The sequence below is a fragment of the Halomonas sp. YLB-10 genome, assembly GCF_003856855.1.
Taxonomy (GTDB): Bacteria; Pseudomonadota; Gammaproteobacteria; order Pseudomonadales; family Halomonadaceae; genus Halomonas; species Halomonas litopenaei.
On sequence record NZ_RRCU01000003.1, the window covers coordinates 129,608 to 154,975 of the forward strand.

19 protein-coding genes are annotated in these 25,368 nt (G+C 65.7%); 7 read left to right on the forward strand and 12 right to left on the reverse strand.

The features are described from left to right. Nucleotides 1-26 precede the first annotated feature (26 nt). Nucleotides 27-1,301, forward strand: coding sequence for an O-acetylhomoserine aminocarboxypropyltransferase/cysteine synthase family protein (locus EBB56_RS07960; protein WP_108132884.1), 1,275 nt, complete (start codon nt 27-29; stop codon nt 1,299-1,301). Nucleotides 1,302-1,392: 91 nt separating this feature from the next. Here EBB56_RS07960 and EBB56_RS07965 read toward each other — a convergent pair whose 3' ends face one another. Further along, the gene (locus EBB56_RS07965; protein ID WP_124803760.1) at nt 1,393-2,457 is read right to left on the reverse strand and encodes a DUF1214 domain-containing protein; all 1,065 of its coding nucleotides are present in this window, start codon (nt 2,455-2,457) and stop codon (nt 1,393-1,395) included. 168 nt (nt 2,458-2,625) lie between these two features. Beyond that, the gene (gene pmbA, locus EBB56_RS07970; protein ID WP_124803762.1) at nt 2,626-3,966 is read right to left on the reverse strand and encodes a metalloprotease PmbA; all 1,341 of its coding nucleotides are present in this window, start codon (nt 3,964-3,966) and stop codon (nt 2,626-2,628) included. A gap of 150 nt (nt 3,967-4,116) precedes the next feature. On the opposite strand from pmbA, the gene yjgA reads away from it, so the two are divergent. Then, nucleotides 4,117-4,620, forward strand: coding sequence for a ribosome biogenesis factor YjgA (gene yjgA / locus EBB56_RS07975; RefSeq protein ID WP_045993059.1), 504 nt, complete (start codon nt 4,117-4,119; stop codon nt 4,618-4,620). A gap of 163 nt (nt 4,621-4,783) precedes the next feature. Here the strand turns inward: yjgA and tldD are convergent, their stop codons facing one another. The 7 genes from tldD to EBB56_RS08010 form a co-directional block, all read right to left on the reverse strand. Further along, nucleotides 4,784-6,235 carry a metalloprotease TldD gene (gene tldD, locus EBB56_RS07980; RefSeq protein WP_124803764.1) on the reverse strand — a complete coding sequence of 484 codons (1,452 nt, stop codon included), beginning with the start codon at nt 6,233-6,235 and terminating at the stop codon, nt 4,784-4,786. Beyond that, on the reverse strand, nt 6,232-10,158 hold the full coding sequence (locus EBB56_RS07985) for a YhdP family protein (RefSeq protein ID WP_124803766.1): 3,927 nt from the start codon (nt 10,156-10,158) through the stop codon (nt 6,232-6,234). Before EBB56_RS07985 ends, tldD begins: the two co-directional genes overlap by 4 nt. A gap of 4 nt (nt 10,159-10,162) precedes the next feature. Continuing rightward, nucleotides 10,163-11,626 (reverse strand): ribonuclease G, encoded by a 1,464-nt coding sequence (rng, locus tag EBB56_RS07990; RefSeq protein WP_124803768.1) that lies wholly within the window; start codon nt 11,624-11,626, stop codon nt 10,163-10,165. A gap of 189 nt (nt 11,627-11,815) precedes the next feature. After that, nucleotides 11,816-12,472 carry a nucleoside triphosphate pyrophosphatase gene (locus EBB56_RS07995; protein ID WP_124803770.1) on the reverse strand — a complete coding sequence of 219 codons (657 nt, stop codon included), beginning with the start codon at nt 12,470-12,472 and terminating at the stop codon, nt 11,816-11,818. Between the two features lie 46 nt (nt 12,473-12,518). Continuing rightward, a complete protein-coding gene (mreD, locus tag EBB56_RS08000) occupies nt 12,519-13,007 on the reverse strand; it encodes a rod shape-determining protein MreD (RefSeq protein ID WP_045993054.1) in 489 nt (162 codons plus the stop codon). Further along, on the reverse strand, nt 13,007-13,903 hold the full coding sequence (mreC, locus tag EBB56_RS08005) for a rod shape-determining protein MreC (protein WP_045993053.1): 897 nt from the start codon (nt 13,901-13,903) through the stop codon (nt 13,007-13,009). The genes mreD and mreC overlap by 1 nt, the downstream gene beginning before the upstream one ends. A gap of 77 nt (nt 13,904-13,980) precedes the next feature. Next, a complete protein-coding gene (locus tag EBB56_RS08010; protein WP_045993052.1) occupies nt 13,981-15,018 on the reverse strand; it encodes a rod shape-determining protein in 1,038 nt (345 codons plus the stop codon). Between the two features lie 177 nt (nt 15,019-15,195). Between EBB56_RS08010 and gatC the strand changes: the two genes are divergently transcribed. From gatC to EBB56_RS08030, 4 genes are all read left to right on the forward strand, one after another. Then, nucleotides 15,196-15,483 carry an Asp-tRNA(Asn)/Glu-tRNA(Gln) amidotransferase subunit GatC gene (gene gatC / locus EBB56_RS08015; protein ID WP_045993051.1) on the forward strand — a complete coding sequence of 96 codons (288 nt, stop codon included), beginning with the start codon at nt 15,196-15,198 and terminating at the stop codon, nt 15,481-15,483. Nucleotides 15,484-15,537: 54 nt separating this feature from the next. After that, nucleotides 15,538-16,998, forward strand: a complete 1,461-nt coding sequence (gene gatA / locus EBB56_RS08020; protein ID WP_124803772.1) for an Asp-tRNA(Asn)/Glu-tRNA(Gln) amidotransferase subunit GatA — start codon at nt 15,538-15,540, stop codon at nt 16,996-16,998. Next, nucleotides 16,998-18,452 (forward strand): Asp-tRNA(Asn)/Glu-tRNA(Gln) amidotransferase subunit GatB, encoded by a 1,455-nt coding sequence (gene gatB / locus EBB56_RS08025; protein WP_124803774.1) that lies wholly within the window; start codon nt 16,998-17,000, stop codon nt 18,450-18,452. The genes gatA and gatB overlap by 1 nt, the downstream gene beginning before the upstream one ends. A gap of 73 nt (nt 18,453-18,525) precedes the next feature. After that, complete coding sequence (locus EBB56_RS08030; RefSeq protein ID WP_124803776.1) at nt 18,526-19,077, forward strand: cupin domain-containing protein; 552 nt, start codon at nt 18,526-18,528, stop codon at nt 19,075-19,077. Nucleotides 19,078-19,334: 257 nt separating this feature from the next. Here the strand turns inward: EBB56_RS08030 and EBB56_RS08035 are convergent, their stop codons facing one another. After that, nucleotides 19,335-20,831 carry an aldehyde dehydrogenase gene (locus EBB56_RS08035; RefSeq protein WP_124803778.1) on the reverse strand — a complete coding sequence of 499 codons (1,497 nt, stop codon included), beginning with the start codon at nt 20,829-20,831 and terminating at the stop codon, nt 19,335-19,337. Continuing rightward, nucleotides 20,828-22,231, reverse strand: coding sequence for an aspartate aminotransferase family protein (locus EBB56_RS08040; protein ID WP_124803780.1), 1,404 nt, complete (start codon nt 22,229-22,231; stop codon nt 20,828-20,830). The genes EBB56_RS08035 and EBB56_RS08040 overlap by 4 nt, the downstream gene beginning before the upstream one ends. A 307-nt stretch (nt 22,232-22,538) precedes the next feature. On the opposite strand from EBB56_RS08040, the gene EBB56_RS08045 reads away from it, so the two are divergent. Further along, nucleotides 22,539-24,452: a Na+/H+ antiporter NhaC family protein gene (locus tag EBB56_RS08045; RefSeq protein ID WP_221621158.1), complete on the forward strand. Its 1,914-nt coding sequence runs from the start codon at nt 22,539-22,541 to the stop codon at nt 24,450-24,452. A 243-nt stretch (nt 24,453-24,695) separates the two neighbouring features. On the opposite strand, the gene EBB56_RS08050 is transcribed toward EBB56_RS08045, so the two are convergent. Next, the gene (locus EBB56_RS08050) at nt 24,696-25,037 is read right to left on the reverse strand and encodes a hypothetical protein (RefSeq protein ID WP_124803784.1); all 342 of its coding nucleotides are present in this window, start codon (nt 25,035-25,037) and stop codon (nt 24,696-24,698) included. Between the last annotated feature and the right edge of the window lie 331 nt (nt 25,038-25,368).

Sequence of the window (25,368 nt, forward strand, 5' to 3'; positions counted from 1 at the left end):
CAGGAACCGCCATCAAAGGAACTGCCATGAAACGCGAAACCCTCGCCCTGCACCACGGCTACGCCCCTGACGACCAGCACTCTGTCGCGGTCCCGATCCACCAGACCACATCGTTTTCCTTCGATGATGCCCAGCATGCCGCCGACCTGTTCGATCTCAAGGTCGAGGGCAACATCTATTCGCGCATCATGAACCCCACCTGCGCGGTGCTGGAAAATCGCGTGGCCGCCCTGGAAGGTGGTATCGCTGGCCTGGCGGTGGCCTCCGGCATGGCCGCCATTACCTATACCATCCAGACGCTTGCCGAAAGCGGCGACAATATCGTCTCGATCAGCGAACTCTACGGCGGTACCTACAACCTCTTTGCCCACACCCTGCCGCGCCAGGGCATCGAGGTCCGCTTCGCCGACAAGGACGACCTCGCCGGCATCGCCGATCGCATCGATGAGCGTACCAAGGCGGTGTTCTGCGAAAGTATCGGCAACCCTTCGGGCAGTGTGGTGGACATCGCCGCACTCGCCCAGGTGGCCCACGACAACGGTGTCCCGCTGATCGTCGACAACACCGTGGCCACGCCCTTCCTGTGGCGACCGATCGAACACGGCGCCGATATCGTGGTGCACTCCGCGACCAAGTATATCGGTGGCCACGGCACCACCGTGGGTGGCGTGATCGTCGATTCCGGTCGCTTCCCCTGGGCCAGCCATGCCGAACGCTTTGCGCTGCTCAACGAGCCCGACCCCTCCTATCACGGCATCAGCTATACCCGAGACGTCGGCGACGCGGCCTTTATCGCCCGCGCCCGGGTCGTGCCACTGCGCAACATGGGGGCGGCCCTCAGCGCCCAGGCCGCCTGGAATCTGCTGCAGGGTCTCGAGACACTGGCGCTGCGTATCGAGCGCATCTGTGCCAACACCCAGACTATCGCCGAGTACCTCGAGGGCCACGAGGCGGTGTCCTGGGTCAAGTACGCTGGCCTTTCACATCACAAGGACCACGAGCTGGCCAAGCGCTACATGAACGGCCAGGCCTCCGGCATCTTGAGCTTCGGCATCAAGGGCGGACGAGACGCCGGGGTGCGCTTCTACGACGCGCTCGGGCTGATCCTTCGACTGGTCAATATCGGTGACGCCAAGACCTGCTCGGCGATTCCGGCGGTGACCACCCATCGCCAGCTCAATGACGAGGAACTGGCCGCCGCCGGGGTCACCGCGGACATGGTGCGCCTGTCTGTCGGCATCGAGCATGTCGACGATCTGATGGCGGACCTGGACCAGGCGCTCAAGGCGTCTCAGGGCTAGCCCGGGCGGTAGAAGCGCAGCAGGTGTAGGTGACAGCGTCCATCCACAGGGATGGACGTTCCTCTTTTTGTATCCAGCCCGAGCTTTATATCTAGCCGGAGCCCGGCACTGGTAGCCCCACCGGGGTCGGCGACGGTGGCAGCCAATCGCCCTTGATCAGGGCTTCGGCCGGGCGGTAGAAGCGTAAGGTATACGTCCATCCCGGGGCGATCGCCAGATGGTTGGGTGCCTGGGGGTCGCCGCCAAAGTGGAGGGTTACCGAACCATCCTCGTTGGCGTCGGCCTCGACACTGGTCAAGGAGTGCGCCCCGTCGGCGCCCTCGATCAGACGCCCTCTGGCATCGTAGACGGTCACCGACCAGAACCCGGTGACCGGCACGTCCACCGGCAGAATCAGCACCTGAGGCGTCTCGCCATCATTGTGAAGCGGGCTGACAGTGACGTAGTAGGCGTCCTCGATGGGCTGGCCCAGCCAACCCGCGGCCGTCCCCCACAGATGCCGCACCGGGTCGACGCTGTCCTCGGCGCCAAACATGCCGTGGCTGCCGGAGATAAAGGGCGACAGACCAAGCACCGCCTCTCTTACCTCGCTCAGTCGCTCCATATCCCACTCGGGCAATGACAGCTCTCCCGCGTCATCCTGGGACCACTCGATGGCATCCTGCAGCGCGTTGGCTTCGGCGATGTCCGCGCTCGAGTCGGCGTCCACCTGGGTACGGAACATGACCAGGGCATAGCGCGAACCGACGCTCTCTTCATCCAGCACGATCTCGCGTCCACCGTAGGACATCATCGGGGTGTAGTGGTCCTGGTTGACCACCTGCATGGACTGCAGTCGGGTGGCGCTGGCCGGGGCGGTGAAGGTCACCGGTGAGGCCAGATCGAAGACGCCGACGCTGTGCAGGATATCCCGATTGACCCGAACCACCTCGGCGTCCACCGGCAACGGCGCGCGGTCATGGCGCAGGCTGCCAAAATAGCCGTCATCGGCATAGTTCTGGAAGTGGGTGTCGGTCTGCGCCCGCACATAGGTATCCAGATTGACCGCACCGTCCGAGCTGGATGGCTCGGTGGCCTCTGCGGTCGCTGCCACTGCGTTCGAGACCAGGCTGCCTGCCATTGCCAGCAGCAGCCAGGAAAACCGCTTCATTGTCATCCCCGCACCCCGATTGTCGGTCGCGAGCCCTGGCGGCCAGAGCCCTGCCTCTGGCTCAGCATAGCGTCTTCGCGGCACGAAGGACTCAACGGCATGAAAACGGCGGCCCCGAGGGCCGCCGCAGGTCTCACTACTCAGTAAGCAGTGAATTGACGTTTCCAGAGACTGTCAGCTACCGGCGATGGTCATCTCATCGATCAACCAGCTACCGCTGTGGATGCTGCCACGGGTATCGATATCATCCCCCAGTCCCACCAGACCCTGGAACATGCCTGCCAGGTTGCCGGCGATGGTGAACTCCTCGACGGGATGCTGAATCTGGCCGTTCTCGACCCAGAAACCGGCCGCACCGCGGGAATAGTCACCGGTGACGCCGTTGACGCCCTGCCCCATCAGCTCCGTGACCAGTACGCCCCGATCCATCTTCGAGAGCAGCGCCTCGCGGCTTTCCAGCGGTGCTTCGAGGCGCAGGTTGCGTGCCCCGCCGGCGTTGGCGGTGGTCTGCATGCCGAGCCGACGCGCGCTGTAGGCCGACAGCATGTAGCTGGCCAGACGCCCCTGCTCGATAAAGCGATTGTTGCGGGTCTGGACGCCGTCGCCGTCGAACGGACTGCTGGCCATGCCACCCACCAGCATCGGCTGCTCGGCGAGGCTGAACCACTCGGGAAACAGAGTCTCACCCAGGCGGCCACACAGGAAGGAGGCGTCGCGGTAGATGGCGCCGCCGGCCAGGGCCGACATCAGGTGGCCGATCAGGCCGCTTGCCAGGGTCGGGTCGAACATCACAGGAAAACGCCCGGTCTGGGGGCGCTGCCCCCCGAGGCGCTGTAGCGTACGCTCGGCGGCGCTGCGGCCGACCTCCGCCGGGTCACGCAGCGCCCGTGGATCCCGGGCGCTGGTGTAGTCGTAGTCCCGCTGCATGCCGGATGCGTCCTCGGCGATCAGCAGGCAGGAAAGCGAGTGACGGCTGCCGCGCTGGCTGCCGAGAAAACCATGGCTGTTGGCGTAGACGCGAACGCCCTCGCCGCTCGACAGGCTGGCGCCGTCGGAGCTGCGGATACCCGGCTCGGCCAGGCCCGCCGCCTCGCAGGCAAGCGCCAGCTCTATCGCCTTGTCCGTGTCCAGCGTCCAGGGGTGATGGACGTCGAGATCCGGCAACTCGGTCGCCATCAGCTCGGCGTCGGCAAGCCCGGAGGCAGGATCCTCGCCGGTGTAGCGGGCGATGGCGATGGCCTTCTCGACCACGCTCTTGATCGAGGCGTCGCTGGCATCGGTGGACGAGGCGCTGCCCTTGCGCTTGCCCAGATAGACGGTGACGGCGATGCCCTGATCGCGGGACAGCTCCACCGACTCCACATCGCCCTCGCGCACGCTTACACCGGTGCCCTGATCGACGCTGGCGCCGACCTCGCAGGCATCCGCACCCAGTCGCCGAGCAAGCTCGAGCGCGGTCTCGGCACGACTTTCCAGCACCGCCTGCTGGGCTCTGGCATCAAACGCCTGTGTCATCTTGTACTCCTTGTCCGACCATAGGGGTCGGCTGAGACTGTCATCCTGCGGCGCCTCGGGCGCCACAGGCTGGTATACTTTCGCGGACGTCGCGCCCGGCGCGACCACCGCCTTTTCGATTTTCCCCGATGCCTTCACCAGGGACCCGGTATGACCCAGGATGACCTTTCCCCCGACGATCGCCCCAGCAAGTCCCAGCTCAAGCGGGAGATGCACGAGCTGCAGGCGCTGGGCGAGCGCTTCATCGCGATGAAGCCCGAGGAGCGCGCCCGCTTCCCGCTGTCGGACGATCTGCTTCGCGCCATCGACGAGACCGACCGCATTCGTGCCCGCGAGGCCAGACGCCGCCATATGCAGTACGTCGGCAAGCTGATGCGCAAGGAAGACCTGGAGGCCATCCAGGCGGTCTTCGACGACATCGAGAAGGCCCAGGTCCAGCGCGACCATGCCTTCCTGCGCCTGGAAAAGTGGCGTGATCGCCTGATCGAAGAAGGTGATGACGCCGTCGAACCCTTCCTCGAAGACTATCCCCAGGCCGATCGCCAGGCGCTGCGTCAGCTGATCCGCAACGCCCGCAAGGAGCGCGAGCAGAACAAGCCCCCCACCAACGCCAAGCGGCTTTACAAGCTATTGCGTGATACCGCAGGGATCTAACCGCCGGGCTCGAGGGCCAGTCTGACGAGTGACTGCGCTCGACGGCGTTACCGCCACCGCCCTAGGGCTTTTCTGAAAAGTGCCTAGGTCCTGCATGCTCCGCCTTGGCGCCGACACCTCCGTCGGCGCCGCCTTGTCGATCAGCTAGCTTGCCTCGGCTGTATCAGGATTGGGTGCCACCCACGGTCAACTCGTCAAGCTTGAGGGTCGGCTGACCGACGCCCACCGGCACCCCCTGTCCTTCCTTGCCGCACACCCCGATACCGGTGTCCAGTTCCATGTCGTGGCCGATCATCGAGACCTGGCCCATGGCTTCGGGGCCGTTGCCGATCAGCGTCGCTCCCTTGACCGGCGCGGTGATTCGACCGTCCTCGATCAAGTAGGCTTCGCTGGCCGAGAACACGAACTTGCCCGAGGTGATGTCCACCTGGCCGCCGCCGAAGCTGACCGCGTAAAGCCCGCGCGAGACGCTCTTGATGATGTCCTGGGGGTCGTCCATGCCGGCGCGCATGTAGGTATTGGTCATGCGCGGCATCGGCATATGGGCGAAGGATTCGCGACGGGCGTTACCGGTGGGCGCCATGCCCATCAAGCGGGCGTTCAGCTTGTCCTGCATGTACCCGGTAAGGATGCCGTCCTCGATCAGGGTGGTGCATTGGCTGGGGGTGCCCTCGTCGTCCACCGACATCGAACCACGGCGATCCATCAGCGTGCCGTCGTCGACCACGGTAACGCCGGGCGACGCCACCCGCTCGCCGATACGACCGGCGAAGGCCGAGCTGCCCTTGCGATTGAAGTCGCCCTCGAGGCCATGGCCCACCGCCTCGTGCAGCAGGATGCCGGGCCAGCCGGCCCCCAGCACCACCGGCATCTGTCCGGCGGGGGCATCGGTCGCCTCCAGGTTGACCAGCGCCTGACGCACCGCGTCCCTGGCGTAGGTCTCGGCGACGCCTTCGTCGCGCAGCCTCGCCATGGGGTAGCGGCCGCCACCACCGGCGCTGCCGCGTTCACGCCGGCCGTTCTTGACCGCGATGACACTGACATTGAGCCTCACCAGCGGGCGCACGTCGGCGGCGACGGTGCCGTCACTGGCGCTGACCAGTACCACTTCGTAGACGCCGGACAGCGAGGCGCTGACCTGGGACACGCTGGGGTCGGCAGCCCGGGCCACTCGGTCGGCCAGCTTGAGCATGGCGACCTTGTCTTCGGCCGACAGCCCTGACAGCGGGTCGATGCCCGCGTAGCGCGGCTCGGCACTGACCTGGATGCGTGGCGCCTGGGTCAGGGTGGCACCGCTGCGCACGATGCCCGAAGCGGTACGGCCCGTCTCGGCCAGGGCATCGGCGTTGATCTGGTTGGAGTAGGCGAAGCCGGTCTTCTCGCCGGCCATGGCGCGCACCCCGACGCCACCGTCGATGTTGTAGCTGGCTTCCTTGACCTCGCCGTCCTCCAGCACCCAGCCCTCTTGCCAGGTCCGCTGAAAGTACAGATCGGCGTAGTCGATGCCAGGGCCCAGAGCGTGCCGGAGACCCGTGTCGAGACCGCCGAGATCGAGGCCTCCCGGGGTCAACAGGGTGGCCACGGCCTCATCGAAGGATGCAGCTTGAGATGTCATTGAGCACTTTCCAGAGTGATCCGGGGCGAGGTCCAGGGACCCTGCACCAGATAGTGAATTCGCGTCACCCGGTCGATGACGTCGCCGAACAGCTTGTCGGCCACAAACAGGGCACCGCCCACGACGGGCGCCCCGACGGCCACGGCTGCCAGCGGCAGGTTGTTGCTGACCGGCACGGTCACGCCGAGCATCAGGTCGAGCTGACGTCGCGCCAGGTCGGCGGAGCCGTCCAGGGTAAAGTCGGTGGCGGGGCCATCGATACGAATCGGCCCTTCGGTTTCCAACACTCCACCATACAGGGTCGCGGCACCACTGACACGGTCGAAGGCGGTACCCTCACCGGTGACGTCCGAGAAATCCAGACGCAGGCGCCGCAGCAGGTTGTCGACGTTGAGCAGTCCCACCACCTTGGCCGAGGGCGAGCTGATATTGGCAAAGGTCCCGTCGACCATATCGACGTTCAGGCTACCGCGTGATCGGGCCAGCGCAAACTGCCAGGGGGCCCCCGGCCAGGCCAGCTGACTGTCCACGTCGAGTCTTTCAGCGTGTACCGCCACGTCCTGCCCGAGCGCCGCCAGCGCGGTCCCGGGATCGCCACCGGTGAGCGCCAGTCGCGAGCGCGTCAGGCTGGCCTGACTACCGGAGGCCTCCCATACCAGCGACCCTTCTGCCGTGACCTCGCCCAGGGTGAGGGATACCGGCTCGACCGACAGCCGATCACTGCTGGAACGCCATGCGCCGTTGAAGGGCCCGACCCGATTGCCCTGGTACACGATATCGTCGATGGTGAGACGTCCGTCGGGCAGCTCGCGCACTCGCTGCGGGAAGGCCGCAGGCGCGCTGGTGACTTCAAGCTCACCGAACAAAGAGCCGGACTCGGCACCCTGAACCGCCGTTTGCCCGCTCTCGGGAATCAAGCTGTCCAGCACCAGTCGATCGAGATCGAGCACCAGTGGCTGTGCAACACCCGGGCGGTAGGTCACCTGGCCGTCGACCAGGCTTCCGCCAAGCGCCGCCTGCCACTGCCTGGCGCCTCGGCTGAAGCGGGGACTGGCGTCGATGGTCAGCGTGCCCAGACAACGATCGCCGTCGCTCAGGCAGTCGGTGCGGGCCTCCAGGCGTGACAGTCCCGCCCCGCCGCCGCCACTGGAGCCGCCTTCCGGCATGGCACCGGCCAAGGGCTTCAGGGCGTCGGCCCAGGCGCCCAGATCGAGTCGCTGCAGATAGGCCAGCACCGACCAGCCCGGCTCACCGGGCCAAGCGCCAGGTGCCGCCCGACCGACCCACAGCTGACCCTGGCTGCCGCCGGGCCCGGCGGCGCGCCAACGGGCGCCGACATCGCGCCCGTACTGGCCGCTCAACACCGGAGAATCGCCGAGGCTCAGGTCCAGCTTGAGCGGTACCGTCTGGGAGGCACGCTTGCCCAGCGGTGCCGGTAGTGCGATCGACAGCCCCTCCAGGGTGCTTTCCAGCGACAGACGCTGGGCATCGAGCTCAAGCCGGCCTTGCCAGGGGAAGGAGCCCGACAGCAGTACCCCAGGCTCGAGTCCCGCCCAGTCCAGCAGCGCCGGCGCTTCGGCGCGTCCGGACAGCGCCACGCTATCGTTGCGGCCCTGAAGGTCGGCCGCCACGCTACCACCGAGCACCTGGCCCTCAAGACGACCGGACAATCCACCTTCTTCGCCCTGCTGGGACCAGGTCAGGGGGCCGCTGACGTTCTCGAACTCGAGCTCGGTGCCCTGATGCACGACCCTCGACGCCCGGGCGTCGGCCTCGACCTTCAGGTCCAGGGCGTCCGGGTCGGCCATCGGCAGCGACAGCGACAACTGGCCAGTCACACTACCCTCGCCGCGCCAGTTACTGGCGGCCTCGGCGCCCTCCACCGGCATCTCTTCAAGAAATGCCAGCAACTGCGTCAGCGACGCCGACAGCGGCCCTTCGACGCTGAGGACCTCGTCGGCCAGTTTGACGCTGGCGCCTTCGGTCTTCACGCCCTGGCTCTCGGCATGGTCGACGCGCGCCTCCAGACTGTCATCCTCGACGGACAGGTGGCCGCTGACGTTGCTAAGCGCCGGCCAGCCTTCGGCGTAGGGCACCCGCCCCTCGACGATATCCAGATCCAGGCTGAGACTGCTGTCGAGCTTCTCGCTGTCGAGGTCGTCCTGCTCACGCAGCGGCACGTGCAGGCGCAGCTGCCCCTGGGGCACCCGTCCGGCCAGACCACTGGCCAGCCAGTCCGCGAGTTCGGCGTCCACATCGTTGCGCAACAGCGGCATCGGCAACCACTCGCTCAAGGCGATATCCCGGGCGTTGACGTCGCGCATGTCCAGCTCAAGACCGAAGCCCCCGCGACGATCGGCGGCGATGGCCAGACCAAAGCCCCCTTCCACCTGGGCGTCGCGCCAGCCGACCTTGAGGTCGCGTCCACTGACGAAGCTGCGCGGCCCGTCGTAGGACCAGATCACCTCGCCGGTGGCGTAGTCGAGCTGCATGGGGGCGGCAAACAGCTCAGGGAAATGCATCGATGCCTGGCCAGCGTCGACGAAGTCCACTCGACCACGGGTGCCGTCGGCTTCCACCCAGACATCCAGCGGGCCGCCGCCGGGCGCACTCTCCCAGGGGTCGACCTCGACCCCCAGCGCGCTGACCCGAGCACGCCATTCGTCATCGAGCCTGCCAAAGCCCAGCCCGGTCACCTGACCGCGGGGCTTCAAGGCGTCCACCGCCCGGGCCAGGCCCTCAGGCAGGCGCAGACGCTCACGCCACTGCGCCAGTGCGCCCAACTCGAAGCCGCTGGCGTTGGCCCACCAGCCGTTTTCGCGGCTTGCCACGTGCCAGTACTGGGGCAAGGCGCCACCTTCCGGCGCGGTTTCGCCGTCGTCTCCGGTCCAGCTCACGTCTTCGGCGTCACCCTCGAACCAGGCCTCCCAGTCATCGACGTCGCGTCTCAGCCACTGACCGCGCAATTCGGCCCCATTGAGCACGATGCCACCAGGCGAGCCCTCGCCCATCTCCTGGGCGACCGCTGTCGCCATCTCTTCGCGCTGATTGAGCGCCAGGCGCGGCGCCAGTACATCGAGGCGCACATCCGCCAGGCGCCCATTGTCCCAGCGCGCCCAGACGGTGGCGTCCCCGCTGGCCTCGTCGAAACGCAGCACGTCCTCGATGCCGATCAGTCGTGACAAGCCGGTCAAGCTGTCGAGCTGCATGGTGCCCTGCAGGGCGGCGCTGAAATTGCTCGCCTCACGACTGCCCGGCGTCAAGGCCATGACGATCTCCATGGCCTCGGCGTCGCGATCCTCGATGAATACCTCACCCTCGATATGGGTGCGCATCTCATCGCCGGTCATCAACAGCCGCGGCGCATGCAGGGTGGTGACCTCGCGGCGCCCGTGAAGCACCACGCGCAGGTCATCGACCCAGGCACGTTGGCGCAGCATGACGCCGACCCAGAAGTCCAGACGCTCGAGGTCAAACTGCCCTTCGGGCATCAATTCGGGGGGGATGCGCGCCGGCTGTGGCCACAGCCAGCGACGTTCGCGGTCCTGATAAAGGTGGAGGGTGACGCCCTGGAAGTGGGCCTTGTCGACCACCGGCAGCCCCTCGTCGAGGCTCGCCAGGGTGTCCAGGCGCACTTCACCGCGCTCGACCTGCAACAACGGATAGCTGCCCGTGGCGTCTTCGGCCTCGAGTCGCAGCCCGTCCAGGGTCAAGCCGGGGTCGAGGCCGTGCAGACTGCCTTCGAGACTCACCAGATGGGTCTCCGCCTCGAAACGCGACGCTATCATCTCGACCAGTCGATCCTCGAGGCGATCGACCTGGCCCAACGACACGCGCAGCACCAGCGACAGCAGCGCGGCCATCGCCAGCACTACCGCCACCAGCGTCAACAACCAGCGAGTCAGCAGGCGGATCGGCCTCATCGGATCACATCAGCACGATGTCGTACTGCTCCTGGGAATAGTGGGTCTCGACCTGAAAACGAATGGTCTTGCCGATAAATTCCTCGAGATCAGCGACCGCGGCCGACTCCTCGTCGAGCAGTCGGTCCACCACCGCCTGGGAGGCCAGCACCGCGTAGGTTTCGGCGTTGTAGGCGCGCTCTTCACGCAGGATCTCGCGAAAGATCTCGTAGCACACCGATTCCGGCGTCTTGAGGGTGCCCCTGCCCTGGCAGGAAGGACACGGCTCGCACAGGGTCTGCTCGAGGCTTTCACGGGTGCGTTTGCGGGTCAGCTGCACCAGCCCGAGCTCGGTGACGCCGGTGCATTTGGTCTTGGCGTGATCCCGTTCCAGCGACTTCTCGAGCATCCTCAGCACCTGGCGCTGGTGCTCGGTGTCCACCATGTCGATGAAGTCGATGATGATGATGCCGCCGAGATTGCGCAGACGCAGTTGACGGGCGATGGCGGTGGCTGCCTCGAGGTTGGTCTTGAAGATGGTTTCTTCGAGGTTGCGGTGACCCACGTAGGCGCCGGTGTTGACGTCGATGGTGGTCATCGCCTCGGTGGGGTCGATCACCAGATAGCCGCCGGACTTGAGCTGGACCTTGCGCGCCAGCGCCTTCTGGATCTCGTCCTCGACGCTGTACAGGTCGAAGATCGGTCGCTCGCCGGCGTAGTGTTCGATGCGTCCCACCGCCGAGGGCATGAACTCCTCGGCGAACTCGACCAGCTTGACGTGGTTTTCGCGGGAGTCGATGCGCACCTTCTCGATATCGTCGCGCATGACGTCGCGCAGGGTGCGCATGAACAACGGCAGATCGTCGTAGATGACGCTGGGCGCCGGCGCGGTCAGCCGGCGTTCGCTGACCTTGCGCCACAGCCGCAGCAGGAAGTGCATGTCGGCGACCATCTCCTCGAGCGTCACGCCCTCGGCGGCGGTGCGCACGATAAAGCCACCGGTGACCTCGATCTGCTGCTCGGCCGCGGCTTCCTCTACCAGACCGCGCAGGCGCTCGCGCTCGGTCTCGTCCTCGATGCGCTGGGACACGCCGTTATGAGGCGAGTCCGGCATGTACACCAGGTAGCGCGACGGTACCGACAAGTGGGTGGTCAGGCGAGCGCCCTTGGAGCCGATGGGGTCCTTGGTGACCTGAACCACCAGCGACTGGCCTTCATGCAAGAGCTGCGAGATGGACGGCTGGTCATCACCGTTGGCGCTGTGCTCACCGACATCGTGGGCGTGAATGAAGGCTGCACGAGACAGGCCAATATCGACAAAGGCCGCCTGCATGCCGGGCAGTACCCTCACCACCTTGCCCTGGTAGATATTGCCGACGATGCCACGACGCCTGGCCCTCTCGATGAAGGCCTCCTGCAGCACGCCGTTCTCCACCACGGCCACGCGGGTTTCCATGGGCGTCAGGTTGATGAGTACTTCACCACTCATTCGGCAGTCCTTGTCCTTTGATGTCTCGCGCCATTATGACATAGCCGCCGGCGGTTGCGATGGCGCTGGCGCCGGACCTCCCGTCCGGCTCGACTGAAGCAGCACACGCCTGCCGGTGGCCCAGCGGGCGGCTTGCCGTCTCGTCGAGCGGCGGCGCCACTACACCTTCACGCCACCCTCACGACACCGTCACAATAAAGCGCCGTTCCACACAGGCACGCGCTGTCGGCGCAGCAGGCTCGCCGTCTCGTAGAGCGGCAGCCCCACCACCGCGGAATAGCTGCCTTCGACGCGCTCGACGAAGATCGAGGCGAGCCCCTGGATGGCGTAACCGCCTGCCTTGTCGGCAGGCTCACCGGTGCGCCAGTAGGCGCGAATCTCGTCGTCCTGGAGCTCACGCATCAGCACATCGCTGACGACCGTTGCCTCGAGCACCCCGGCGGGTCCGCTGACCGCCACCGAGGTCATCACCTGATGCCAGCGCCCGGACAGCGAGCGCAGCATGACAAAGGCGTCCTCGGCGTCGACAGGCTTGCCGAGAATCTCGCCGTCGCGCACCACCGACGTGTCGGAGCCCAGCACCGGCAAGTCGAGGCCCGTCTCACGCCAGGCCTCGGTCTCGGCTTCTGCCCCAGCCCCAGCCCCAGCCCCAGCCACGGCCTTGGCCCGGGCCAGGCGGGCGACGTAATCCCGGGCTGCTTCACCAGGATGCGGCGTCTCGTCGATATCCACCGGCGCGATCTCCACCGCCACACCGATGCTCGCCAGCAGCTCACGCCGCCGGGGCGAGGCAGAGGCCAGGCGCAGCACCGGGGAATTCACATCAGCATCGAGGGGCTCACTCATCGCTTGCGTCTCCAACGCTTTCGTGGGGGCTCAGGTCATGAGGGATTCAGGTCTTGGCGGAACGCCGGCCGATGGCCTTGAACAGGGTCGCCAGCCAAGGCCACAGCGCCGCCCCGATCAACGATGGCATCAGAAACGACAGATGCATGGAAAACGGGCCGAACAGGGTACGCAGCCACTGTTCCACCAACTGCACCAGTCCCAGCAGGACGAAGATCAGTACCGCCTGCTGGAGCAGCGAGTAGGTCCTGAAGCGGGGATATACCAGCGCCGAGAGGAAGGCCAGCAACGACAGCGTCAGTGCGCTCTGCCCGAGCGGCGCTCCTTCGATGAGGTCCAGCAGCAGGCCCAGCACGAAACCATGAAAGACGCCCACCCGGTCGGGCTGTGCCATGCACCAGTACAACAGCATCAGGCCCAGCCAGTCGGGCCGCCAGACCTGCCAGCCGTCGGCCATGGGCATGACCTGCAGACACAGCGCCAGAGACAGGGTCAACCATACCCACACCAGGCTGACGCGAGGGGTAGCGGCCATCAGTCGTCCTCCTCGTCTTGCTCGGGGGGCGTCAACAGCTCACCCAGGCGGCGGGCTGCCTCGACGGCCTCGGGGTCCAGTTCCGGGTGCCAGCGTCCTCGCGAGACGTCGAGCGCAGGCTCCGGCGGAAACAGCAGAAGGAAGTGACGCGAGCGCTGCAACTGGGCGACGGGAGCGGCGCTGACCGTGGCGAAGGGCTCGCCAGGATCGTGACTGACGTCGCTGACCCTGGCCACCGGATAACCCGCAGGAAAGCGTCCGGCCAGGCCGGAGCTCATCAGCAGGTCACCGACGCGAATGTCGGCGGTATCCGGCACGTGCAGCACCTTCAGCGCGTCGTAGCTGCCGGTACCCTGGATGATGAAGCGAAGCCCGTTGCGATTGACCTGGATCGGCAAGGCGTGACTGGCATCGGTAAGCATCAGCACGCGGCTCGAGTAGGCGGAAAGCTCGCTGACCTGACCGGCGATACCGGAGGAGTCCATCACCGGCTGGCCGACATAGACGCCATCGCGGCGGCCACGATCGATCACCATCTGGTGGGTGAAGGGGTCGGGATCCAGCGACAGCAGTTCGGCGGTGAGGTAAGGCACCTCGTGATCCCGGGCGGCGTCGAGCAGCTCGCGCAGGCGCACGTTCTCGGCGGTCAGGCTGGCCATGCGCTGTACCCGATGGGACAGGGTCAGCAGCTGCTCGCGCAGTCGCGCGTTCTCTTCCACCAGCGAGCGTTGCTCGGACAGCGCCAGGGCGCCCCAGTTGAGCACGTCACTGGGCAGACTGACGGCCCACTGGATCGGCGCCACCAGCGTCGACAACTGGGCACGCACCGATTCCATTCGGGTGAAGTGGGTATCGACAAACATCAGCCCGCCCGCGAGCACCGCACACAACAGCATGCGGTACCCGGGCACGGAGCCATGCGAGAACAGCGGTTTGATAGGCCGACTCCCTGGAGGTCCTGGGCCAGACGTCGTCAGTCGCTGGAGAGCAGCTCGAAGGTGTGCTGATCGATCATCTCCAGCGCCTTGCCGCCACCACGTGCCACGCAAGTGAGCGGGTCATCGGCGACCACCACCGGCAGGCCGGTCTCCTCGGCGATCAGCTTGTCCAGATCACGCAGCAGCGCGCCACCACCGGTCAGCACCAGGCCGCGCTCGGCGATGTCTGATGCAAGCTCGGGCGGTGACTGTTCCAGGGCGCTCTTGACCGCCGACACGATGGAGCCCAGCGGCTCCTGCAGGGCGTCAAGGATCTCGTGGGAATTGAGGGTGAAGCTGCGCGGAATGCCTTCGGCCAGGTTGCGACCGCGCACGTCGATTTCGCGCAGCTCGCCGCCCGGATAGGCACAGCCGATCTCTTCCTTGATGCGCTCGGCGGTGGCTTCGCCGATCAGGCTGCCATAGTGGCGCCGTACATAGGAACTGATGGCCTCGTCGAAACGATCGCCGCCGATGCGGATGGACTCGGAATAGACCACGCCATTGAGCGAGATGATAGCGATCTCGGAGGTACCACCACCGATGTCGACAACCATCGAACCCTGCGCCTCTTCCACCGGCAGCCCGGCCCCGATGGCCGCGGCCATGGGTTCCTCGATCAGGAAGACTTCACGGGCACCGGCGCCCTCGGCGGACTCCTTGATGGCGCGACGCTCGACCTGCGTGGACATGCAGGGAACGCACACCAGGACCCGGGGGCTCGGCGTCAGGAAGGTGCTCTGATGCACCTTGCGGATAAAGTACTGGAGCATCTGCTCGGTCACGGTGAAGTCGGCGATGACGCCGTCCTTCATCGGACGAATGGCGGTGATGTTTCCGGGGGTGCGGCCCAGCATGCGCTTGGCATCGGCGCCGACCGCAGCAACGCTGCGCATGTTGCCGGACTGCCGAATCGCGACCACGGAGGGTTCATCCAGGACGATCCCGCGATGACGCACATAGATGAGCGTATTGGCCGTCCCCAGGTCGATCGACAGATCGCTGGAAAACACACCTCGTAAACGTTTGAACATGGATAAAGATACCTAGTGCAGACCGGAAACCCTGTGCGGACGCAAACGGTATCACTGACCCCCCCTAGCGGCAAGCGTGATGCGCGTCTCCCTTGACCGGCAAGACCTGCCCGACGACGCGCGAATGTGGTACCTTCTGCGGTCATTTCATGGACCCCTTCCGTCGAGGAATTGATCATGGCGCTTGAACACGCCGAGGTCCTCCGTGCCGCTCACCTGGCCCGGATCGACCTTTCTGAGAATGACGCAGCCCACTATCACGACGATCTCGGCCGGATCCTGGAGATGGTCGATCAGCTCCAGGCGCTCGACACCGAAGGCGTCGCCCCGCTGGCTCACCCCCTCGATGCCACCCAGCGCCTGCGCGCCGACGAGGTCACCGAGAACGACCAGCGCGAGCACTTCCAGCGCTGCGCTCCCCAGGTCGAGAATGGCCTGTACCTGGTGCCGCGGGTCGTCGAGTGACCCCGCGCCCCACCCTTCTCGACATTGGATTCACGCATACAGGGAGCCAGGCCCATGCATGACAGGACACTGACCGAGATCAGCCAGGCGCTCGACGCCGGCGAGATCTCCAGTCGCGAGCTGACCCAGGATCTGCTCGGACGCATCGACCGCCTCGACGGCACACTCAACAGCTTCGTCAGCGTCACCGCCGACCAGGCTCTCGAGGCCGCCGAAGCCGCCGACCAGGCCCGCGCCCGCGGCGAAGCCGGCCGCCTGACCGGCGTGCCGCTGGCACTCAAGGACATCTTCTGCACCCAGGGGGTCAAGACCAGCTGCGGCTCGAAGATGCTCGACAACTTCGTCGCCCCCTACGACGCCACCGTGGTGGAAAAGCTCAAGGCCGCCGGCACGGTCAGCCTGGGCAAGACCAACATGGACGAATTCGCCATGGGCTCCTCCAACGAGTCGAGCTTCTATGGCCCGGTCAAGAACCCCTGGGATCTTGACGCCGTCCCCGGCGGCTCCTCCGGCGGCAGCGCCGCCGCGGTCGCCGCCGGCCTGGTGCCGTCGGCACTGGGTACCGATACCGGCGGCTCGATCCGCCAGCCGGCAGCCTTCTGCGGCATCACCGGGCTCAAGCCGACCTATGGCCGGGTCTCGCGCTACGGCATGATCGCCTACGCCTCGAGCCTCGATCAGGGCGGCCCCATGGCCCGCAGCGCCGAAGACTGCGCCCACCTGCTCAACGTCATCGCCGGCCATGACGTGCGCGACTCCACCAGCGTGGCCCGCGGTGTTCCCGACTACACCGAGGAGCTCAGCGCGCCGCTGTCCGGCCTCAAGATCGGCCTGCCCAAGGAATACTTCGGCGACGGCCTCGATGCCGGCGTCAACCAGGCCATCGGCGAAGCGATCAAGGTCTACGAATCGCTCGGCGCCAGCGTGCGCGAGGTCAGCCTGCCCCACACCGCCTACGCCATCCCGGCCTACTACGTGATCGCGCCGGCGGAGGCCTCCTCCAACCTGTCGCGCTACGACGGCGTGCGCTTCGGCCATCGCTGCGACAACCCCGAGGACCTCATCGATCTGTACAAGCGCTCCCGCGCGGAGGGCTTCGGCGAGGAGGTCAAGCGACGCATCCTGATCGGCACCCACACCCTGTCCGAAGGCTTCTTCGACGCCTACTACAAGAAGGCCCAGCAGGTTCGCCGACTGATTCGACAGGACTTCCTCGACGCCTTCGAAGAGGTCGATGTGCTGATGGGCCCCGCCGCGCCGACCCCGGCCTTCGACCTGGGCGCCCAGAAGGACCCGGTCTCGATGTACCTGCAGGACATCTACACCATCGCCGTCAACCTGGCGGGCATCCCCGGCATCAGCGTTCCGGCGGGCTTCGCCGGCAAGCGCCCGGTGGGCCTGCAGATTCTCGGCACCCACTTCGCCGAGACCCGTCTGCTCAACGTGGCACACCAGTTCCAGCAGACCACCGACTGGCATTTGAAGCGTCCCGAGATGACCGAGGAGAACTCCTGATGCAGTGGGAAACCGTCATTGGTCTCGAGGTGCACGTCCAGCTCGCGACCCGCTCCAAGATCTTTTCCGGCTCCTCCACCGCCTTCGGTGCCGAGCCCAACACCCAGGCCAATGCCGTTGATCTGGGCCTGCCCGGCGTGCTGCCCGTGCTCAACGAACAGGCGGTGGCGATGGCGTTGAAATTCGGCCTCGGCATCCATGCCGAGATCCCCGAGGTATCGGTGTTCGATCGCAAGAACTACTTCTACGCCGACCTGCCCAAGGGCTATCAGACCAGCCAGATGTACCATCCCATCGTCGGCGCCGGCGAAGTGGAGATCTGCCTGGAGGACGGCGAGAACAAGATCATCCGGGTGCACCACGCCCACCTCGAGGAAGACGCCGGCAAGTCGCTGCACGAAGACTTCCACGGCATGACCGGCATCGACCTGAACCGTGCCGGCACGCCGCTGCTGGAGATCGTCTCGGAGCCGGACATGCGCTCGGCCAAGGAGGCGGCGGCCTACCTCAAGGCGATCCACTCCATCGTCACCTACCTTGGCATCTCCGACGGCAACATGGCCGAAGGCTCGATGCGCTGTGACGTCAACGTCTCGGTCAGACCCAAGGGACAGCAGGAATTCGGCACCCGCGCCGAGATCAAGAACGTCAACTCCTTCCGCTTCGTCGAGCGCGCCATCGCCTACGAGGTCGAGCGTCAGATCGAGCTGATCGAGGACGGCGGCAAGGTGGTGCAGGAAACCCGCCTTTACGACCCCGAGGCCGACGAGACCCGCAGCATGCGGACCAAGGAAGAAGCCAACGACTACCGCTACTTCCCCTGCCCCGACCTGCTGCCGGTGGTGCTCGACTGCGCCTACGTCGAGCACCTGCGCGAGAGTCTTCCCGAGCTGCCCGCCGAGAAGCGCGCGCGCTTCCAGAGCGAGCTGGGACTGTCCGCCTACGACGCCGGGGTGCTGTCGGCCAGCCGCGAGATGGCCGAGTACTTCGAGCAGGTCAAGGACATCTGTGGCGACGCCAAGCAGGCCGCCAACTGGGTCCAGGGCGAGCTGTCCGGCGCGCTCAACCGTGACGGACTGGACATCTCCGACAGCCCGGTCAGCGCCGAGCAGCTCGGCGGCCTGGTCAAGCGAGTGATCGACTCGACCATCAACGGCAAGGCCGCCAAGCAGGTGTTCCAGGCGCTGTGGAACGGTGAAGGCGAAAGCGCCGACGCCATCATCGAGGCCAAGGGCCTGAAGCAGGTCACCGACACCGGCGCCATCGAGGCCATGGTCGACCAGGTGATCAGCGATAGTCCGGCCCAGGTGGCCCAGTACCGTGACGCCGAGCCCGACAAGCGCGGCAAGATGATCGGCTACTTTGTCGGCCAGGTGATGAAGGCCTCACGCGGCACCGCCAACCCCCAGCAGGTCAACGCCCTGCTCAAGGAAAAGCTCGACGCCCTGTGCTGATGGGCGCTACGGCGACCACCGGCGATGGCAGCGCCATCGCCGGCTTCCACTGGCTTTACCCAAGGAACCCGCGATGTCGGACGATGTCGGTACCCGCCTGAGGGCCCTGCGAAACCTGCGCAACATCTCCCAGCGCGAGCTGGCCAAGCGCTGCGGGGTAACCCATTCCAGCCTGTCGCTGATCGAACAGGGCAAGGTCAGCCCCTCGGTCAGCTCGCTGAAAAAGATCCTCGACGCCATCCCGATGAGCGTCGGCGACTTCTTCACCATGGATCTGGAGAGCAAGAACCAGGTGTTCTACAGCGCCGACGAACTGACCGACATGGGCAGCGGCGACGTGGTGTTCAAGCTGGTGGGCGCCAGCCGCGAGTCACGCGCCCTGTCGTTTCTGATCGAGACCTACCCCCCGGGCACCGATACCGGCCGCGAGATGATCACCCACCAGGGCGAGGAAGCCGGGGTGGTGCTCGAGGGCGAGATCGAGATCACCATCGGTGCCGAGACCCGGGTGCTGGGTGCCGGCGAGGCGTACTACTTCGACACCAATGTACCCCACCGCTTTCGCAACCCTAGCGAGACCCTCTGTCGGCTGGTCAGCTGCACCACCCCGGCGCGAGCCTTCTAGCGAGCGGCGAGTACCGTGGCGTCGGCTTAGCGGCGCCCCAAGGCAAGATCTCCGCAACCCCGGCGCCTACCCAGTGCCTGCCGGCTGGTCAGCTGCACCACCCCAGCGCGAGCCTTCTAGTAGCGTCGCTCGGACACTGACAGCCCCCTACCCTTCGGCACTGCCCGCCCTGCAAACCACAAAAAAGGCCACGCAAGGCGTGGCCAATCAGGGAGTCATCTCCCATCAGTGCGCGTTGATGACATCGGACCGGGAGTCTAGTTCAAGGCGATCCAGACGCTCTTGAGTTCGGTGTATTCGGCCAGCGAGTGGTGCGACTTGTCGCGGCCATTGCCGGACTGCTTGACCCCGCCGAAGGGCACGCTCTGGTCCCCGCCTGCCCAGTTGTTGACGAACACCTGGCCCGACTGCAGACGACGACTGACCCGCATGATGCGGTCGACGTCCTGACTCCACACCCCGGCAGCCAGCCCATAGACCGAGTCGTTGGCCAGGGCGATGGCCTGCTCTTCGCTGTCGAAGCCGAACACCGACAGCACCGGGCCAAAGATCTCTTCACGCCCGATCGTCATGTCCTCGGTGACACCGTCGAACACCGTCGGCTGGATGAACAGCCCCGGCCCGTCGAGCGCCTCGCCGCCGGCACGCAGCCGTCCGCCTTCTTCCTGCCCCTGGCGAATGAAGTCGAGGATGCGGCGGTGCTGGGTCGCATCGACAATCGCCCCCATGAAGCTCGACGGGTCCAGAGGATCCCCCGGCTGCATCGACTCGGCCGCCGCCAGCAGGTGCTCGATAAAGGCCTCGCGCACACTGTTCTCGACCAGCAGCCGCGAACCGGCGATACACACCTCCCCCTGGTTATGGAAGATCGCCTCCGCCGCGTGGTGCGCCACCTGAGCGAGATTCCTGCAGTCGGCAAATACCAGATTGGGGCTCTTGCCACCGCACTCCAGATAGACCCGCTTGAGGTTCGACTGACCGGCGTACTGCATCAGCTGCTTGCCGACCGCGGTGGAGCCGGTGAAGGCCAGGCAGTCGACGTCCATCGACAGCGCCAGCGCCTTGCCCACGGTGTGACCATAGCCCGGCAACACCTGCAGCACGCCGCGTGGCAGGCCGGCCTCCTGGGCCAGGGCAGCCAGCCGCAGCGCCGACAGTGGCGACTTCTCCGACGGTTTGAGGATGACGCTGTTGCCGGCGGCCAGGGCCGGTGCGATCTTCCAGGCGGTCATCATCATCGGGAAGTTCCAGGGCACGATGGACGCCACCACCCCGATCGGCTCGCGCAGCACCAGCGCGAGCGCCTCTTCGCCGGTGGGCGCGACCTCGCCGTAGAGCTTGTCGATGGATTCGGCCTGGTGACGCATCGCACCGATGGCGCCGGCCATGTCACCCAGTGCACTGGAGATCGGCTTGCCCATGTCCAGAGTGTCGAGTAGCGCCAGTTCGTCGCGGTGGGCCTCCATCAGCTCGGCCAGCCGCAGCAGCACCCGCTTGCGCCGGGTCGGCGCCAGGCGCGACCATTCACCACCATCGAAGGCGCGCCGGGCGTGGGCAACCGCCAGCTCGGCATCGGCCTGATCACAGCTTGCGACCCGTGCCAGCACTTCCCCCGTGGCGGGGTTGATGGTCTCGAAGGTCTCGCCGCTGGCGGCATCAAGGAAGCGATCATCGATATAGGCGCGGGTTTCCAGCCGCGCCGTCAGGGTGTCGGCCAGGGCCTGCCAGCCGGCCTTGTCGAGGGGACGACTCATGCATCAGCCTCCTCGGTGGCGGTGATCTCGACGCCCTGGGCGGTCAGCCGGCGCAGCGTCTCGTCCAGCGCCTCCCGGGCCAGACGCACCAGTTCGTCGATTTCAACGTGGCTGATCACCAGGGGCGGTGAAATGACCATGGTGTCTCCCACCGAGCGCATCACCAGGCCTGTCTCGAAGCAGATATCGCGACACAGGTTGCCCACCGCCAGCGACTTGTCGAATCGCTTGCCGCTGTCCTTGTCAGCGACGATCTCCAGGGCGCCGATCAGACCCAGCGAGCGCGCCTCGCCGATCAGCGGGTGGGACTCCAGGGACTTCCAGCGCGTCGCCAGGTAAGGCCCCAGATCATCACGCACCCGCTCGACCACGCCTTCGGCCTGCATCAACTCAAGGTTCTTGAGCGCTACCGCGGCGCACACCGGATGCCCCGAGTAGGTGAAGCCGTGGTAGAACTCGCCACCCTCGTCGATCAGCGTCTCGGCGACACGATCACCGACCAGCACCCCACCGATCGGCAGGTAGCCGGAGGACAGCCCCTTGGCGATCGGCATCAGGTCGGGCTTGAGGTCGTAGTGGACGCTGCCGAACCACTCGCCCAGACGGCCGAAACCACAGATCACCTCGTCGACCACCAGCAGGATCTGGTGGCGCTCGAGCACCTCCTTGATCGCCGGCCAGTAGCTGTCCGGGGGAATGATGGCGCCGCCGGCACCCTGTACCGGCTCGGCGATAAAGGCCGCGACCTTGTCGGACCCCAGCTCCTGGATACGCGCCTCGAGCGCCTCGGCGCAGGCACGACCGAAGGCCTCCGGGGTCTGATCACGCCCTTCGCCGAACCAGTAAGGCTGACGGATGTGGGTAATACCCGGCACACAGGGACCACCCTGTTCATGCATCGGCGCCATGCCGCCCAGGCTCATGCCGGCCACGGTGGAGCCGTGATAGCCGTTTTCGCGACCGATGATCCACTGCTTTTCTGGCTGGCCCTTGAGCGCCCAGTAGCGACGCACCATCCGCAGCACGGTGTCGTTGGCCTCGGAGCCGGAACCGGTGAAGAACACCCGATTCATGTGCGCCGGTGCCAGTCGACACAGGGTCTCGGCAAGCTCCACCGCCGGTGGATGGGTGGTCTTGAAGAAATTGTTGTAGTACGGCAGCTGGGTGAGCTGCTCGCTGGCGGCGTCCACCAGCTCCTGACGCCCATAGCCGAGGTTGACGCACCAGAGTCCCGCCATGCCATCGAGGATGCGATGCCCATCCGCGTCCTGGATGTAGACCCCCCCGGCGTCAACGATGATACGACTGCCTTCCTCCCCGAGCGCCTTGAAGTCGGTGAAGGGGTGCAGATGGTGTTCGCGATCGAGCTCTTTGAGCCGTGCGGCGCCTGGCGAGGTCATGGCCAAGTCTCCCGATATTGGTGAGTTGATTTGTTATGGTTTACTCAACATAACCACCCTTCTCGTGAAAGCCAAGCCTAGCGCAGAATTTCCTCAGAAAAAAACCATAAGTCACTGATTATTAGTCTACGACCATCGCACAATGTCGATATTTTTTATTTTTAGCCACAAAAAAAATTGACAACAAACGGCCAAACGACCAACTTTCATTGACGCCAAACGGCGCTCTCCACACCTTCCAACAACAACCGGGGCCACCATGAAACCACCATGTCCTTCGCCGACGGGCCGGCGAAAAACCCGATGCGTGCCTTTGCTCTTGCTGTCGCTCTTGCTGCTGTGGGCGAGCCTTTCCACCGTCCAGGCAGCACCCCAGCTGAGCGGCCCGGACATCCTGCTCGAAGGGGTCGCCACCGACGTCCAGGCCAGCGGGCTTGATCCCGACCGCCCCTGGCACATCGACGACGGCACTCGCCGCCATCCGCTCGAGGTCGACGCCGACGGGGTCGCGACGCTCAGCCTGACCGTCACCGACGGCCCACGCACCCTGTCGCTTTACGACGCCTCCAACACCCCCGCCGCCACCCTCGAACTCGACCCTGTTCCCGCCTGGCTCTCGCTGCTGCCTGCCCTGACCGCCATCACCCTGGCGCTGGCCTTCCGCCAGGTCATCCTGGCGCTGTTTGCCGGGCTGTTGCTCGGCGGCTGGGTGCTTCACGGCATGAACGCCGGCGCCCTGCTCGGCGCCTTCGGTGACTCGGTCAACGTCCACGTGCTGTCCGCCGCCAGCGACAGCGACCATATGTCGATCGTGCTGTTCTGCCTGCTGATCGGCGGCATGGTCGGCATCATCTCGCGCAACGGCGGCACCCGCGGCATCGCCGAGCGCATCGCGCGAGTGATCCGTGGACGACGCCAGGCGCAGAATTCCACCGCACTTTTGGGTCTGGCCATCTTCTTCGACGACTACGCCAATGCCCTGATCGTCGGCAACACCATGCGCCATATCACCGACCGCGTGAGGATCTCGCGGGCCAAGCTGGCCTACCTGGTGGACAGTACCGCCGCACCGGTGTCCGCGATCATGCTGGTGACCACCTGGATCGGCTTCCAGGTCGGCCTGATCAGCGAGGCGATGGATGCCATCGACGACTGGAACGAGTCCGCCTACTCGGTGTTCGTCAACGCCATTCCCTACAACGCCTATCCGATCCTGGCGCTCGCCTTCGTCTTCCTGGTGGCCTGGAGCGGTCGTGACTTCGGCCCCATGCTCACCGCCGAGCGCAAGGCACTGTCCGAGCCCGGCGCCCGCCAGGCAATGAGCAGCCGGGAAGCCATCGTCGAGGAAGCCGACATCCCCACCAAGGAAGGCATTCCGACCCGGGCGCTGAACGCGGTGATACCGATGATCGTGCTGGTGGCGATCACCCTGGGCGGGATCTACGCCACCGGTCTCGCTGCCCTCGGCGGCGGTGACCATCAACTGCGCGACATCTTCGGCGAGGGCGACTCCTTCAGCGCCATGATGTGGGGTTCGCTCGCGGCCTGCGTGACGGCGGTGATCATGACCCAGGTGCAACGACTGATGAGCATGACCGAAACCGCCCACTACTGGTTCGAGGGCGTCAAGTCGATGCTGCTGCCCATCACCATCCTGATGATGGCCTGGGCACTGGCGAGCGTGAACGAGGACCTGCACACCAGTGACTTTCTGGTCACGGTGCTGGGCGATAGCCTGTCACCGCAGTGGATGCCGGCGGTGATCTTCGGCCTGGCCGGCTTCACCGCCTTCGCCACCGGTTCGTCATGGGGTGTCATGGGCATCATGATGCCGCTGGTGGTACCGCTGGCCTGGGCCGTACTCGAGCACAATGGCATGGCCGGCACCGCCGAAGGCATGCCGCTGCTGTACGCCTCGGTGGCGGGAGTACTGGCCGGCGCGGTGTGGGGCGATCATTGCTCGCCGCTGGCCGAGACCACCCTGCTTGCGGCCATGGCCAGCGGCTGTGATCTGATCGACCACGTCAGGACGCAGCTACCCTACGCCATGCTGGTCGGCATCGTGGCGCTGCTGTTCGGCGCACTCGGCACCGGTTTCGGCCTGCCCTGGTGGCTGGGCCTGGCGGGAGGCGTCGCCACCCTGACCGCGGTGCTGTTCACCCTGGGCCAGCGCGCGACCGCGGCAACGAAGGTAGCGACGGCCAGCGACGCCAGCGCCTGAGCGCCTCCGGGCGCTGGCGAGCCAGCGCCCGCTCCGTCCAGCGTGCCGACTTCCGCTACCACTACCATCACAACGACAGCGCCGCCCTCCTGGGGCGGCGCTTTCGTTGGGACGACTTCAGGTGTTGTGACGACGTTGACAAAGGGTGCCAGCACGACGTGGTGACCCTGTGACTACGGCACCGCTGCCATCTGCTGAGTGATGGGTCGCCAGGAGACCTGGGGCGATGACCCCGTCGCAGGCTTACTCCTGCTCTTTCATCATCTCCTGACGTTTTTCGGTGGCGGCCGCACTGCCTTCGAGCAGTTCGGCGTTGTAGCCATCCATCTTGCCCTCGGCATTGCCCGGGTCCGAAGTGCCCTCGAGCATTTGCTGACGCTTCTCGGTAGCCGCGGCGGACCCTTCCAGCAAGGTCTCGTTGGTCTGATCCATCATGCCTTCACCGGGCTGAGAACTGGCCGCCTGCTCTTCCATTTCCTGGCGATGCTCATCCTGGGCACTAGACTCCGCTAGGGCCGTCGCCGCGCTCAGAGACAGCAGCGAACCCGCAAGCACCAGCATCAAAGACGAACGCTTGATCACCATGGTCTTCTCCTTCGATTCCTTGAGAGGGGGCATCCAACTGCGAGCATCAGGGGCGATCCTCACCGTTTGAGCATAGAAGGATCTCTATGCCTGTCGAGGCAGCGGACAGCTTTTCCCCACCGACAGTGGTAAGTCGGCACAGTATTCATCGAAGCAGGCAGAACTCAGCGTCAAACACACCGCCTGGCTGACGTCATTGCCCAACTCGGCACGACGCCGACGCCCAGGACATTAGGCGCTGTCCGAAAAGTCGACGAGCGAAGGTTAGACAAGGCAAAAATCGGTGAGAAAGCGCAGTTTACGGGGTGTAAATGAGCATTTTGATCCGATT

Excerpts from the sequence above, each read along its gene's own strand:
- EBB56_RS07960 (WP_108132884.1), top strand. The coding sequence starts at position 27 with ATGAAACGCGAAACCCTCGCCCTGCACCACGGCTACGCCCCTGACGAC.
- rng (WP_124803768.1), bottom strand. The coding sequence starts at position 11,626 with ATGAGTGGTGAAGTACTCATCAACCTGACGCCCATGGAAACCCGCGTG.
- pmbA (WP_124803762.1), bottom strand. The coding sequence starts at position 3,966 with ATGACACAGGCGTTTGATGCCAGAGCCCAGCAGGCGGTGCTGGAAAGT.
- gatC (WP_045993051.1), top strand. The coding sequence starts at position 15,196 with ATGGCGCTTGAACACGCCGAGGTCCTCCGTGCCGCTCACCTGGCCCGG.
- yjgA (WP_045993059.1), top strand. The coding sequence starts at position 4,117 with ATGACCCAGGATGACCTTTCCCCCGACGATCGCCCCAGCAAGTCCCAG.
- EBB56_RS08035 (WP_124803778.1), bottom strand. The coding sequence starts at position 20,831 with ATGAGTCGTCCCCTCGACAAGGCCGGCTGGCAGGCCCTGGCCGACACC.
- gatB (WP_124803774.1), top strand. The coding sequence starts at position 16,998 with ATGCAGTGGGAAACCGTCATTGGTCTCGAGGTGCACGTCCAGCTCGCG.
- tldD (WP_124803764.1), bottom strand. The coding sequence starts at position 6,235 with ATGACATCTCAAGCTGCATCCTTCGATGAGGCCGTGGCCACCCTGTTG.
- EBB56_RS07995 (WP_124803770.1), bottom strand. The coding sequence starts at position 12,472 with ATGAGTGAGCCCCTCGATGCTGATGTGAATTCCCCGGTGCTGCGCCTG.
- EBB56_RS08010 (WP_045993052.1), bottom strand. The coding sequence starts at position 15,018 with ATGTTCAAACGTTTACGAGGTGTGTTTTCCAGCGATCTGTCGATCGAC.
- EBB56_RS07985 (WP_124803766.1), bottom strand. The coding sequence starts at position 10,158 with ATGAGGCCGATCCGCCTGCTGACTCGCTGGTTGTTGACGCTGGTGGCG.
- mreD (WP_045993054.1), bottom strand. The coding sequence starts at position 13,007 with ATGGCCGCTACCCCTCGCGTCAGCCTGGTGTGGGTATGGTTGACCCTG.
- EBB56_RS08040 (WP_124803780.1), bottom strand. The coding sequence starts at position 22,231 with ATGACCTCGCCAGGCGCCGCACGGCTCAAAGAGCTCGATCGCGAACAC.
- gatA (WP_124803772.1), top strand. The coding sequence starts at position 15,538 with ATGCATGACAGGACACTGACCGAGATCAGCCAGGCGCTCGACGCCGGC.
- EBB56_RS08030 (WP_124803776.1), top strand. The coding sequence starts at position 18,526 with ATGTCGGACGATGTCGGTACCCGCCTGAGGGCCCTGCGAAACCTGCGC.
- EBB56_RS08050 (WP_124803784.1), bottom strand. The coding sequence starts at position 25,037 with ATGGTGATCAAGCGTTCGTCTTTGATGCTGGTGCTTGCGGGTTCGCTG.
- EBB56_RS07965 (WP_124803760.1), bottom strand. The coding sequence starts at position 2,457 with ATGACAATGAAGCGGTTTTCCTGGCTGCTGCTGGCAATGGCAGGCAGC.
- mreC (WP_045993053.1), bottom strand. The coding sequence starts at position 13,903 with ATGCTGTTGTGTGCGGTGCTCGCGGGCGGGCTGATGTTTGTCGATACC.